Origin of the sequence: Nocardia sp. NPDC020380 (genome assembly GCF_044386975.1) — a bacterium.
Taxonomy (GTDB): Bacteria; Actinomycetota; Actinomycetes; order Mycobacteriales; family Mycobacteriaceae; genus Nocardia.
In genome coordinates this window covers 159,481-172,608 of record NZ_JBIRVQ010000014.1, presented here as the reverse complement: position 1 = coordinate 172,608, position 13,128 = coordinate 159,481, and the positions used below count along the sequence as shown (strand labels likewise).

12 protein-coding genes are annotated in these 13,128 nt (G+C 68.4%); 9 read left to right on the top strand and 3 right to left on the bottom strand.

Annotation, left to right across the window (positions count from 1 at the left end):
* Positions 1–3: 3 nt before the first annotated feature.
* Both ACH438_RS34585 and ACH438_RS34580 read right to left on the bottom strand, forming a co-directional pair.
* Positions 4–858, bottom strand: a complete 855-nt coding sequence (locus ACH438_RS34585; RefSeq protein WP_397013068.1) for a class I SAM-dependent methyltransferase — start codon at positions 856–858, stop codon at positions 4–6.
* A gap of 18 nt (positions 859–876) precedes the next feature.
* Positions 877–1,635 (bottom strand): thioesterase II family protein, encoded by a 759-nt coding sequence (locus tag ACH438_RS34580; RefSeq protein ID WP_397013066.1) that lies wholly within the window; start codon positions 1,633–1,635, stop codon positions 877–879.
* 157 nt (positions 1,636–1,792) lie between these two features.
* On the opposite strand from ACH438_RS34580, the gene ACH438_RS34575 reads away from it, so the two are divergent.
* The gene (locus tag ACH438_RS34575; protein WP_397013064.1) at positions 1,793–2,854 is read left to right on the top strand and encodes a transcriptional regulator; all 1,062 of its coding nucleotides are present in this window, start codon (positions 1,793–1,795) and stop codon (positions 2,852–2,854) included.
* 33 nt (positions 2,855–2,887) lie between these two features.
* Here ACH438_RS34575 and ACH438_RS34570 read toward each other — a convergent pair whose 3' ends face one another.
* A complete protein-coding gene (locus tag ACH438_RS34570) occupies positions 2,888–3,994 on the bottom strand; it encodes a hypothetical protein (protein ID WP_397013062.1) in 1,107 nt (368 codons plus the stop codon).
* A gap of 615 nt (positions 3,995–4,609) precedes the next feature.
* Here ACH438_RS34570 and ACH438_RS34565 point away from each other — a divergent pair.
* From ACH438_RS34565 to ACH438_RS34530, 8 genes are read left to right on the top strand one after another with little or no spacing between them, the layout of a single operon-like run.
* The gene (locus ACH438_RS34565; protein ID WP_397013060.1) at positions 4,610–5,167 is read left to right on the top strand and encodes a flavoprotein; all 558 of its coding nucleotides are present in this window, start codon (positions 4,610–4,612) and stop codon (positions 5,165–5,167) included.
* Positions 5,168–5,174: 7 nt separating this feature from the next.
* Entirely contained in the window at positions 5,175–7,778 is a 2,604-nt protein-coding gene (locus ACH438_RS34560; RefSeq protein ID WP_397013058.1) for a hypothetical protein, read from the top strand.
* On the top strand, positions 7,775–8,563 hold the full coding sequence (locus tag ACH438_RS34555) for an SDR family NAD(P)-dependent oxidoreductase (RefSeq protein WP_397013056.1): 789 nt from the start codon (positions 7,775–7,777) through the stop codon (positions 8,561–8,563). Before ACH438_RS34560 ends, ACH438_RS34555 begins: the two co-directional genes overlap by 4 nt.
* Before the next feature lie 12 nt (positions 8,564–8,575).
* Positions 8,576–9,046, top strand: coding sequence for a hypothetical protein (locus ACH438_RS34550; RefSeq protein WP_397013054.1), 471 nt, complete (start codon positions 8,576–8,578; stop codon positions 9,044–9,046).
* Positions 9,043–10,311, top strand: a complete 1,269-nt coding sequence (locus ACH438_RS34545; protein ID WP_397013052.1) for an aldehyde dehydrogenase family protein — start codon at positions 9,043–9,045, stop codon at positions 10,309–10,311. The genes ACH438_RS34550 and ACH438_RS34545 overlap by 4 nt, the downstream gene beginning before the upstream one ends.
* Positions 10,298–10,762 (top strand): hypothetical protein, encoded by a 465-nt coding sequence (locus tag ACH438_RS34540; RefSeq protein WP_397013050.1) that lies wholly within the window; start codon positions 10,298–10,300, stop codon positions 10,760–10,762. Before ACH438_RS34545 ends, ACH438_RS34540 begins: the two co-directional genes overlap by 14 nt.
* A complete protein-coding gene (locus ACH438_RS34535; protein WP_397013048.1) occupies positions 10,755–12,110 on the top strand; it encodes a class I adenylate-forming enzyme family protein in 1,356 nt (451 codons plus the stop codon). The genes ACH438_RS34540 and ACH438_RS34535 overlap by 8 nt, the downstream gene beginning before the upstream one ends.
* Positions 12,092–13,123 (top strand): beta-ketoacyl synthase N-terminal-like domain-containing protein, encoded by a 1,032-nt coding sequence (locus ACH438_RS34530; protein ID WP_397013046.1) that lies wholly within the window; start codon positions 12,092–12,094, stop codon positions 13,121–13,123. The genes ACH438_RS34535 and ACH438_RS34530 overlap by 19 nt, the downstream gene beginning before the upstream one ends.
* Positions 13,124–13,128 lie beyond the last annotated feature (5 nt).

Sequence of the window (13,128 nt, the reverse complement as noted above, 5' to 3'; positions counted from 1 at the left end):
GGCCTAGCGGCTGAACCGCACCACCGAACTCCAAGGCTGCCAAGGCCTTCCGGCCGGCTTGCGGGGATCCGGCTGGGGGAGCAGCATGACCGGCTTCAGGAACCAGGGCAGCCGCCGGTACCGGCGCGCCGCCGTGGTCAGCGGTTCCACCTCGTCGGCCGTCCAGCCCAGATCGGCGAAGAAGGCCAGCGGATCGACCGGCCCGAAGTGCCAGGGGGCGTTGGCCAGGAGTTCGGTGGTGGACTTGTTCATCCGCTTCACCAGCGCCTGGTTATTGACATCCATTGCCCACCAGGCGATCTCGGGACGGGCGAACGCCGCGGCCAGACCGGTGACATCCTCGTCGGTGAGGTAGTAGACCAATCCCTCGGTGAGCACCAGCGCGCGCTGCGATCCCGCGAGGGCGTCGTCCAGGAACTGTTGCCGCGCTTCGGGATCGGCGAGGTCCACCGCCGTGCGGGTGAGCTTGCAGCGCGGCGACTCCCCGGCCAGCAACTGATCCTTCTCCGCGATCAATCCGGGGAGATCGCCCTCCACCCAGGGCAATTCGGCGGGTAGCTCGAGCCGATACGGCCGGGTGTCCATCCCCGCGGCCAGATTGAGCACCAGATCGCAGCCCTGCGCGATGGTCGCCAGGATCAGGTCGTCGATGAGCTTGGTGCGGGTGATCAGGCTCCAGCCATTGTGCATCAGGCGCGGTGTGCGGCCGACAATGCTGCGGCCCCGCTCCCCGGCGACCAGGTCGGCGAGCGGATCGTCGAAAAGGGCGTCGGGGCGGGCGGATTCGATCGCCCGGAAGGCAGCCACCCAGCGGGCGGTGTCGGAAACGTTGGATATGAGTTCAGCGGTCTCGGCCACCGCAACAGTCTCGCACAGCTAGCGCGAGACCGCCTGGCTGCTGTGCTCACGGATCAGTTGCGCAATCGGGCCGCAATTCGCATCGATGAAGAAATGACCCCCCGGAAACGAAGTCGCGAAGAAGCTCCCGGACGTATGTCCGCGCCACCCCTCGATATCCGCGAGACTCGCATCAGGATCACGATCACCGGTCAGCGCGACAACAGGACATTCGATCACCGCACCCGGAGCACACTCATAGGTCTCGATCGCCCGATAATCGTTCCGCACAACCGAAAGAATCGTCGCCCGGAATTCCGGATCCGCAAGCAAAGCCGTTGGCGTACCACCGAATCGCACCAGCTGATCACACAGATCCTGGTCGTTCAGCAGATGCACACCCCCCGCCTGCGGAGCCGAAGGCGCACGCCTACCGGAAGCGAACAACACGCTGGGCATCAGACCCGACTCGCGCTCGAGCCGCCGGCATACCTCGAATGCCACAACAGATCCCATGCTGTGGCCGAACAAGGAAAAGTCCCCAACGGCGCCCAACTCTTCCATCAGTGCCGGCATCAACTCGTCGACCAGCTCCTGAATATTCCCCACCAGCGGTTCGTCCCGCCGATCCTGCCTCCCCGGATACTGCACGGCAAGAATATCGAACCCCGCCCCCACCCGCCGAGCCAACGGCCCGAACGACAGCACAGACCCGCCCGCATGCGGAAAACAGATCAAAGTATGAGAGCCGCTCTCCGGCGCGGAGCTGGACAGGCGACGTAGCCAACTGGAACCCATGGAGCGTCGAGCCTTTCGGAGATCGGCGGAATCAGTCAATTTAGCTCGGCGGCAAGGGGATTCGCAAGGCCCCTCGCTCGGGCGCAAGAGTGCTGGCCCGGGGGTGGGGACTGCGTCAGGGTGGTTCGGATAGCACGCTTCGATGAGGAGGGGCGTAGTGACCCTAGAAGATCGTGTCGATGCAGCGGGAGCGCACCAGTGGCTCGCCCGCGCGGCATCGGTTCCGGTAGAGCATGTTCCTGTCGAGCTGATCTCGCCCGGCTATTCGCCGCGGGCGAGTGCCGGCACCAATGACAATCACGTCCGGCTGCTGGCCGAGGCGCAGGCCCCGCTGCCGGCGATCATCGTGCATCGCCGCACGATGCGGGTCGTCGACGGGGCGCACCGGTTGGCGGCCGCCATGGAACTCGGGCACGAGACCATCGCGGTCAAGTACTTCGACGGCAGCGAGGACGAGGCCTTCGTGCTCGCGGTGCACGCGAATATCGCGCACGGGCTGCCGCTTTCGCTGGCCGAACGCAAGGCGGCGGCGCGGCGGCTGGTGCAGTCGCATCCGCAGTGGTCGGACCGGTTGATCGCCGATATCGCCGGGCTTTCGCACAAGACCGTGGGCGCGGAACGGCGCCGCACGGCCGGCGCGGACACACCGATGGACAGCAGAGTGGGAAAGGACGGCAAGATCCACCGGCGCGAAGTCTCCGAGGGCAGGGGCATCGCCGCGGAGATGATCAAGAACAAACCCGATGCCTCGCTGCGCGAGATCTCGCGGCTGGCCGGCATCTCGGTGGGCACCGCGAAGGATGTGCGCGACCGCCTGCTCCGGGCCGACACCGCCCTGCGATGTCGCCCCGAATTCACTCCCGTCGCGCTGACGAAACCCGGCCCCACCGTGGTGGCCGCGCCGGAGATCCCCGAACGCCCGGCCCGTGCAGGGGCCGCGCACATGGCCTCGGTGCAGGAACTGATCCTGCGCGGCCTGCGCAATGATCCGGCGCTGCGGTTCAACGAGCGGGGCCGGACCCTGCTGCGGCAGTTGGCCGCCTCGATCGTCGACATCCGGGACTGGGCGCGCTTGACCACGGATGTGCCGAATCACTGCTCGGGCACCCTCGCCCGGCTGGCCCGGGCCAATGCCCGCTCCTGGCACGAGCTCGCCGATCAGCTGGAGGGCAATCCCGCGGCCCGCCCGACGGTCGCGGATGCGCGACGGCTGGGCTGATCAAGAAATCGAACAGCGTTTCAGGACAGCGCCTTATCGTTGCTCGGCGGGCGCTGTCCTGGAACGGCCGGAAAGCACCATCAGCTCCAGGAGTTTGGCGCCGGCGGCCAGCACGCGCTTATCGGAGACGTCCTTCTCCAGGCGATTTCGCAACTGCCGGGCGATTTCGCCGGTGTTGGTGCCGAACAAACGATCGTGCTCGAGCAGTACCGGAATCGCGGAGGTAACGAGATAATGGAGGTATGCCTCATTGCGGCTCGCGATATCTTTACTCACCTCGGCTTCGGTATTGTGGAAGCCACCCCCGGTGGGCAATGAAAAGTCTTGTGACCGAGGCGTATCGGCATAATACGAAGTAACCGACCATAATTCGTTGCGCCGCAGCAGCACGTTCTCTTCCAGGCTGCGCGCGTAGGCCACGGAGGTATCGGTATCGCCCTCGCCCAGCAGTACGCCGATGGCGCCGCTGCGATAGGCGAACGCCGAATTCCGTTCGCGCGCACGGGGTGAGATGTCGGCCGGGACGGCTCCGGTGAGCTTCGTCAGCTTGTGCAGCAGGATGCCGTAGCCGACCGTGGTGTGCAGGGAGTTGGAGCCGCCGTCGAGCACGTCGATCAGCTCCAGGCCGCGTTTGACCAGTGGCGTCATATCACTGAGCAGGCCATGGGGTTCGGTCGCGAACAGCGCGTCCAGCGCCAGATCCTGTCGTACGCCCCAGCATCGGGCGAGGTTGGACACCGCGGCGTGCGGGTCGAGTTCCATCATGCTCGAGGCGGTGACGAGGATGGTGGCGACGTGCTGGGCGGTGCGGTCATCGGTCAGCAGCGCGGCCATGCGCTCCTGCGAGATCTCCAGGCCGGCTTCATCGCATTCGCGCAGCGCCTCGGCGAGGCGGGAGCCGTAGCTGCATTTGGTGACATAGTCCGGCAACCCCGGCAGCACCGCGACCAGTCGTTGCAGGGTCGCGCCCGAGACCCGGTCCAGCCATAACTCGTTGCGCCACAGGCGCGACAGCGTGCTCGCCGGCAACTTCGACAGGAAGACCACATCGGCCATGCTGAGCATGGCGGCCTCGGCGAGCGCTCCCAGGGGTAGTGGCGCGAACACCAGCGGCGCGTCGGCCGCGGCCGGAACAGTCATGTCGCATCCCCCCGGTGGGCGGTCAGGGCCGAGGGGCGTGGGTGTTGCTCATCGGCACGAGAAACCTGCCGCCTTGGGTGGTGCGGCAGGCTGTGTCAACGGTATTCAATCAGAAGCAATGCCATTTCCAACCGGAAGTAAAGCAGTGGCCTTTGAAAAAGTCAACGCCACACTTGACGCCGGGAACGTTGAACATGCAGCGGCACTGCACTTGTCGCGGCCGGCGGGGTGGGTCGTGCAGGTGGGGAAAGTACCCACTTGAACACTCCGCGCAGCGGCCTCAATTGCGCATCGAATGCATTCCTTCTTCATTGCGACCGCCGGAAAAGCTCTGCTAGGAATATTGGCGGAGCGGAATTGCCGACTCTGTAAGAGAAGGAAAAAGGAGATCATCATGATCGACGTCACCACCATTGCCGACCTCCACGACATCGACACCACCTCGGATGCCGCGGAGCTGGTCGCCTCCATTTCGTCCAGCGGCTGCTGACGCAGAAATCGGGGCGTCGGTGTTCATGTGTTCCGGCACATGAACACCGGCTTTGCCGCACCGGCAGGCTATGTGTTCTCCGCTCGTAATTCATTTCGATTGATTTGGAAGGCAGGGCTGTCGGCATGCGGCTCATATTGTTTTCGACCGGGACGTTGAACAGCTGCTTTCTGCCGGTCTGGATCAATTGGATGAAGGCCAATCGGGCCGATATCGAACTGCGCGTCGTACTTTCACCGCACGCCACGAATTTCGTCAGCCCGCGCAGTATTCACGCGCTGGCGGGGACGCCGGTGGCGATCGACAGCTGGGACGACCCGGTGCTGTGCGCCGAATCCTTCGCACCGCACACCTGGCTGGCCGGCCACGACGTGGTCCTGGTCTACCCGGCCTCGCTGAACACGTTGTCGCGCATCGCCTCCGTCGACGCGTCGACTCCGATGCTGAACGCATTGCAGTGCACCGCGGCCCGTGTCGTGCTGGCGCCCAACCTGCCGCCCGGCGCCGACCGCACGCCCGCGGTGCTCGCCCTGCTGGACACGCTGCGCGAGCGGCCGGGCACGGTCGTCGTCGACCCGGTGCCGCAGCCCAGCGCGAGCGTCGCGGAGACCGCGCTGGTGGCGCCGCCGATCTGGGACGTGTTCCCCGTCATCGATGCCGCGCCGGCCCGAAGGGCGGCCTGAATCCGCCATGCAGTTCTATCTCGAGACCCTGGCCGACCCGGAATACTTTGCGCCACTGGAACAGTGGCGCCTGGACGCCCGCCGACATCCGCACCTCGCCGCGATCCCGCACGGTGCGATCGACTGCTACGACCTGCCCGCACAGTGGGGCGCCACCGCGCGCGGACCGTGGACGGTCGTCGCGCCCCTCGGCAGCACGCTCGCACCGCAGGGCTGGAAGATCCACCTGGCGCCCGCCCCGGCCGATGTGGCCGAGGTGGTGACGGTGACCGCGGAGCTGTGCTTCGAGCGCGGACTGGCGTTCAAACACCTTGCACGCCACGAATATGCGTGGGCGCTGAACGGAAAGTACGCACCGCGTGCGGCCTCCGGGAAGGTCGTGGTCGTCTACCCCGGCGCGGACACCGATCTGGATGAACTGTTCGGTGAACTCCTGCGGGTCTTCGACGGCCTCCGCGGCCCGCGCGTGCTCGGCGACCACCGGCTCGGCAACTCGATCGTGCACACCCGCTACGGCGCGTTCACCGAACGGTACGGCCGCGACGCCGCGGGCGAACCGGTACTCGCGCTCAACGACGCGGCAGGGGAGCTGGTGCCCGATCGCCGCGGAGTGCGCCCCTATACCCCGCCCTTCGCCGAACTGCCCGCAGCCGTCGGCAATTCGATGAGCACCCCCGAGCAGGAACAGCCGCGCCCGGTGTACACCGTGGACAGCGCCCTGCACTCGTCGAATACCGGCGGCGTCTACCGCGCCCGGAACATCGCGACCGATGAGGCGGTAACGCTCAAGGAAGCACGGCATTTCACCGGCTTCGACGCCGGCATGCGCAGCGCGGTCGACCGGCTGGGCACCCAGCGCGACACCATGCGCGCCCTGTCCGGCGCCGGAGTCACCCCGGAGGTGCTCGACTACTTCACTCAGGGCGACAGCGACTTTCTCGCCTACCGCTTCGTACCGGGCCCGACCCTGCAGGAGTGGTCCGCGGCCCGTAATCCCGCACTGATCCAGGCCCGGCCCGAAGAGCCCGTCCCGATCGAACTCGCGCACGACTTCGCCGCCGCGGTCACCGCGCATATCGCGCAGCTGTCCCGGCTCGCCGCCGCCGCACACGATGCGGGGATCATCCTGGTCGACCTGCACCCGGCGAACGTGATTGTCGAAACCGGCGGCGACCTGCGGCTCATCGATCTCGAAGCCGCCACGCGCAGCGCCGATTCCGGCGCCTTGTTCGTCGGCGCCCAGGGCTTCGGCCGACCCGGGCAGTGCGGCCGCGACGCCGACGAGTTCGCCCTGGCCGCCACCGAGCTCTACCTATATGTGCCGATGGTGCCGATCACCTCGTACATCACCGAGGGAATGGCGACGCTGATCGACTTCGCCGCGCGCACCTTCCACCTCGATGCCGAGTGGCGGACGAATATGCGCCGCAGGCTCGGCGTCACGACCACCGCACCCGCGGCCGCGAGCACACAAGGGCAAGCAGAAGCGTCCGGCGACACCCTCGCCCGCTACCTCGACCGGGTCACCGAAACCCTGCGCGGCTGCTTCGACTTCGGCGATCGATACCCGATTCCCTGCAGCCCGGCCGGATTCGGTGAGTTCACGCGATTCGGCATCGAACACGGTCCGGCGGGTGCGGTGTGGGCCCTCTCGCGCACCGGCGCGGTGCCCGATCACGTGGCGACCGAATACACCACCTGGCTCGAGAAGAACCTCGACCGCTTCGGCGCCCTCGGCAACGGCCTGCTCGATGGCTGGACCGGCAATATCATCGTCAGCGCGGAGCTCGGCGCCGACGAACTCGCCACCCGCCTGCTGGACCGATTCCTCACCACCACCGACCTTTCCGCCTCGCCGTGGCAGATGCGCGGCGGGCTGGCCGGACAGGTCCTGCTCGCTCTGTGGTGGCGGTCGCGCGGTCGCGCCGAAATCGACGACGACTGGCTCGAACACGCCGCCGACGAACTGGAGCGCCGGGTCCGCGCACAGCTCACGGCGAAGAGCCCGGCCACCGGCCTGCTGAACGGCCTCTCGGGCGCCGCACTGACCCTCTTCCGCGCGCATGCGGTGCTGGCCAAGCCGGATTACCTCGCGACCGCACGCGCCGCCATGGACGCCGAACTGGCCACCTACGTACCGCACGGCGCGGACGAACCGCTGCTCTACCACTGGGACGGGCAGATTCGCATGCTCAGCTATCTGGACCGTGGCAATGCGGGACTGCTGATCGCGGCGGCCGAACTCGGTTCCGCCTGGGACGTGGACGCGCCCACCCGCAGCGCATTGCAACGCGCGGCCTGCAGCCGCGTCGGCGTGCAGCCCGGTTTGTACATCGGCCTCGCGGGCGGCCTCGCCGCCAATGCGGTACTGCGCGAACGCACCGACTGGTTCGACGCGGACTACCTCGATCGCTGCAATGCGCAGATCGCGACCAGCATCGTCGCGTTCTCCGGCGCCGGCGCGCACGGATTCCACGTGCCGGGCCGCCAGTCGGCGCGCGCCTCGGCCGATTTCGCGACCGGCGCCGCGGGCGTACTCGCGGCGCTGTCGTACTGGACGGGACGATCCCGATCCTGGCTACCCGCCCTCTACCCGGAGGTGACGCGGTGACCGGCCCCGCGCGGCCCCTCGCGGTGGTGACGGGCGGCTCGCGCGGCATCGGCGCCCGCATCTGTGAACGGCTGGCGACCAGCGGCTTCGACGTGCACTTCTGCTACCGCAACGCGCGCCGCCGGGCCGAGGCCACTGCGGCGCGGGTGCGCATGTCCTGCCCGGACGCCACCGTGCACGGCCACCGCGCCGACATCACCGAACCACGGGCCCTGGCCGATTTCGCGGCATCGGCCGGCGAAACCGGCCGTGCGGTAACCGCACTCGTGCTCAACGCCTCCGGCGGCATGGAACGCGGCGCCCCGGCCGGCTATGCGGACCTGGTGAACGGCGAGGCGCAAGTGGCGGTGCTGGAAGCCTTCGCGCCCCTGCTGCGACCCGGCGCCTCGGTGGTCTACCTGACCAGCCTGCAATCCCACGGCTTCGGCACCATCGAGGAATTCGGCAGCTACTACGCCATCGCGCGCAGCAAATATCGCGGTGAACAGCTGGTCGGCCGATGGTGCCGGGCGAACGGGCGGGTGCTCGCCCTGACCACGGTGGTCAGCGACATGGTCGAGGGAACTCCGGCGGCGCTGCTGATGGATCTGCGCGAGCCGGCCGCCTCCCAGGATCGCCGCCGCGCGGCGCTGCGATCGGGTGCGGCGCTGCCGACCGTGGACGCGGTGGCCCGGCAGGTCGAGCTCGCGGTGACCGCCACCCGCTTCCCGGGCAGCTACGTCGACTATGTGGCCGGCGGCGCGGTGATCGAAACACTCGGTACGACAACCGGATCCGGTAGGTAGGAAGGAGTCCACATGCACGACACCCTCTCTCGTGTCGCGACCCGTGGCATGGTGATCGCGGTGGCCGGCGCCGCACTGGCCGGTTGCGGCGATGTCGGCAAGGTCATCGGCGGAAACACCGATTCATCGGCCGGAGGCCACAATTCGGCGCTCTCGGACCGGGCGCAGGCGGTCGTGCTGCGCGGTCTGGGCGCCGCCTCGTTCGCCGGCGCCTGCGCCGACGTCGACTGGGCCTGCCCGATCGTGGAATTCGATGCCGAATCCGACTACGTGGTCAATGTCCGCTCCACGGTCAGCGATCAGCGCTGGGAACCGGCCGGGCGCGGCGCCCGCAGCGTGCTGCAGTACCTGCGCCAGTCGCCGGACACCTCGACGGTGAGCGCCGTCAAGTACCTCAATGCCAAGGGCGCCGTGCTCGATACGGCCGACCGGCTCACCTACAAGATCGGTGATTGCGCCCTGCCCTGTGGGCGGCCGCGATGACCAGTCTCTCCACACCCCCGCTGCAGACCGCCCGCGACCGGGCCGCCGACCTCGATCGGATCATCGAAAGCGCCTGCGCCACCGCCGCGCTCATCGACTGCCGCCGCGATCGCATCCGCGACGTGCTCACCCCCGTCGCCACCCTGGACAGTATCGACACCGAGATCGCGGACTCGATCGACCTGCTGCGCACCGCTGGACAGGAGTATGCCGCCTACCGCGCCGGGGATCCCGACACTCAGCTGCGGGTCTTCCTGCCCGCGAACAACCTGCTGTACAGCATGTCGCTGTTCGTGGCACTGCCCTCGCTGTTCTACCGAGATGTGCTGGCCCGCCCCGCATCCCGGGTGACCGACGCCTATCTCGAACTCGGTCGGATCCTGTCCGGCGGGCCGCTCGATATCGGCGAGCGGCTGCGCACCTATTCCCAGAGCACCTTCGCCGACATCTCGCAGGGCAGCGTCGTGGTCTTCAACGGCAAGCCCGCCAACGGGCGGCGGGTGGACGAGGAATGCGCCAGCGGGCTGTTCCTCGGTTTCGGCACCGGCATCAATCCGATCGTGATCGGCGGGGATCTGTCGGGGCCCGAGCTCTCGAACGCGGTGGAGGCCACCGTGACCGCGCGGCTCTACAACAACGGGCAGGACTGCCTGTGCCCCGACGCCATTTTCGTCGACGCCGCCGTCGCGGAGGATTTCGTGCCGCAACTGGTGCGGCGGCTCGGTTCGGTGCCGGTCGTCGCGGACGGGGCGGTGCCGGGGCTGATCAGTTCGCCACTGGCGGACATGGCCACTTACGACCGCGCTGTGACGGTCCTGGACGAACTCGGCTCGGCCGTGGTGTGGAGCGGGGAAACCACCGCGGACCAACGCCATTGCCCGATAGCGGTATCGGTCCGGAGGCTGCCGGAGATCGCCGACTCGGTGCCGGAATTGTTCGGCCCCATCTTCAATGTGGTGATCTACGACCGCCTCTACGAGGTGCTGGACTTCCTCGACACCGCCGATACCGAGCCCTACGGCATGTACATCAGCGTCTTCGGCGTCGCCGAGCTGGTCGGCGTCGATCGCGTGGGCAGCGCGCGGAACACGGGGGCCCGCACCGCCTTCGAGTTCGAGAACGGCCACGACCCCTTCGGCGGATTCGGCCGCAATGGCACGGTCTCGGCGGGTGTGGGCCTCGAGCCGGTCAGCCGACCGCTGCTGCTGTCCGCCGAACTCGCCTACTACGCGGCCGGAAGGGGAGGCGCCCGTGCGAACCGATGAGCCGCAGCCCGAACTCGCACGCATCCGCACCGAAACGGTCGGCCCGCTGGATTTCCTGCGCTGGCACACCCAGATCGGCCGGATCCTGGCCGACTATCTCAACGCCCTCGACATGCCGGAGCACGAAAAGTCCTCGGCCAATATCCTTTTCCGCTCCCCGGAGCTCATCGATTGGGCCGCGGCGAAATACGCGGCGGCCGAACGCGAGGAGCGCCCCACACTGCCCACCGAGGTACTCAACGCCGATGGCTGCCGGGTGTTCGGCGCCAGCACCAAACGCGGCTGGCGCGGCGCGGCGCTGGCCGTGTCGTGCGAGCGCCATGTCGCGCTCGATGTGCTCTCGGCCCTGGCCGTGGGGACCGGCGCAACGCTGTGCGTCCTGCTCGAGGCCGAGCTGACCGAGCCGGACAGCTCGGCGGCCGTCACCCTCGGGAGCTTCCGCCATGTCTGACCGTCGCGAACTTCCGGTGATCAACGGGGCGCCGCTGGACGCCCAGGTGCTGGATTCGATACGCCGCGAGCTCGATCCGGTGCTCGTATCCGGCGAGCACGCCCTGCTGGCTCCCGGCCGCATGCGTTCCTATGCCTACGCGTATCTGATCGCCCGCGAATTCGGGGTGCCGTTCGTGCTGGGCGCACCCGAGCAGCAGGCCAAGGCCTTCGACACGTATCGGACCATTGCCGGGCTGACCGTGGTGTCGTGCCCGACGAGCGGGAAAGTGCCCGCCGTCCTCGCCACCACCTCCGGCACCAGCGGAGTCGGCCGCTTCGTCGCCTGGTCGCGCACTGCCCTCGCGTATCAGGCCTGCGCCACCGCCGAACGCCTCGGCACCGGCGAAACCACCAGGTATGCCACGGCTCTCGGCCTGGGCAGCTCCTACGGATTCAGCGTCTTCAATCTCGCCCTGGACTTCGGCGCCGAATTCCGCACCTGCGGGGCGACCGCCTTCAGCGAGCTGCTGGCCATGCTGACCGCACGCCGCTGCGACAGCCTGGACACCCTGCCCGGTGTGTGGCGCTACCTCGCGCAGGCCATGCGCACCGATGCCGAGGTCGCGGCGGCGGTGCGGGCGTTGACCGTGCGCGGCGTCGGCGGCGAGGTGGTCGCGCACGATCTGCTGGACTTCTTCGAGGACGCCGGCGCGCCCCTGCACAACGGCTACGGATTGACCGAGGCCGGACCGAATGTGGCCATCTCCATCGGCGCCTGCTACTCACCGCGGCATGTGGGAATCCCCTTGGCGGGCACCGAGGTACGGATCGTCGACGACGAGATCCAGGTGCACAGCCCGAGCGTCGCCGACCAGGTCTGGGACACCGAGCAGCGGCGCCTGATCCGCAATCCCGATCTCACCGCCGACGGCTGGCTGCACACCAACGACTTCGGCGTGCTCGACCCCGCGGGCCTGCTCGCCGTCCACGGCCGCCTCGACGCGATGCTGATCAGCCAGGGCGTGAAACTGCACTCCAGCGTGCTCGAACAACAGGTGCGCGGCGCCTCGCGCACCGCTCCGGAAGTGGCTGTGCTGCAGGTCGATCCGGCGCGGAACGGGCGCCGGCGGGTGGTGCTGGTCGCCATCACCGACAGCGCGGCCGCGCACGACGCGGAGCTGGCCCGGACCCTCGTGGCCAATGCGCGAGAGTTCCCCGTCCAGTTCAAGGCGCGCGAAATCCTGCTCGTGCGGCAGGCGGACGTACCGCTCACGGCCGCGGGAAAAGTGGATCGGCGCCGGCTCTCGGCCCAGGTATCGGCTCATCTGAACGGATCGACGGAGATGCCATGCACGCAACTGTCGTAGATTACTTCGGCGCGCATCGGGCCCCCGGCTACGGGACCGCCTCTGCCTTCGACCCCGGACCGCACATCGCCGAAACCGGGATCGCACACCGCTCCCGCGCCCAGGTGCTCGCGCACTGCGTGGACATCCTGCTCGCGCGCAATCCCGAAGTGGTGGGCAGCCGGCTGGTCATCGTGGAGGCGGCGCAGACCACCGGCGCGCACTTCCCGTCCAATCTCGAGGAATACCAGCCGACTCCGAGCCGCACCCATCCGCGCCTGGCGTCCTGGCGGCGCGATCGGCTGGTCATCTCGCACGCCTGCGCCTCGGCCGGGCTGGCGCTCGCGGTCGCGGCCGCCCTGATCCAGCGCGGCCGCTGCGATTACGCGCTGGTGCTCGGCGCCACCGCGCCGGGCTTCATCGAACAGGCCGCCTTCGCCAGCGCCGGTGCGCTCACCGGGCTGGAACACTGCCGGCCCTTCGATGCCAGTGCCGACGGGACCGCGCTCGGATTCTTTGTCGGCGCGGTCATTCTGGGCGCGGAGACCGCGGCTCGCGCCGACCGGCCGGTGATCAGCGGTATCGGCGTGCAGACGCTCGGGCTCGGCGCGCAGTCCGATCCGGACAGCCAGCTGGCGTGCATGACGAGCGCGGTCCGGCAGGCCGGGATCACCCCCGGCTTCGTCGCCGCGCACGCCACCGGCACCAAGCACGGCGATCGCGTGGAGCTGGATGCGGTGGCGGCGCTCGGCCGCTCGCTCGACACCGAGCTGTATGTCTCGTCCTGCAAAGGCGAGGTGGGGCATTCGGTGCATTCGGCCGGATTGGCCTCGGCCCTGGTGGCTTTCGAGACGCTGCGGGTCGGCCGGATATTCGGCACCCAGCACTGCCTCGATCCGATCGAGGCGCCGGGCGCCCGGGTGGTGCCGCACGGCCACATCGTCGACCACGCCGCACCGCGCGCGGGAATCGTCAACGCCTTCGGATTCGGCGGGACCTCCTGCTCGATTCTGGTTCAAAAGGGAAGGGAATGACTGTC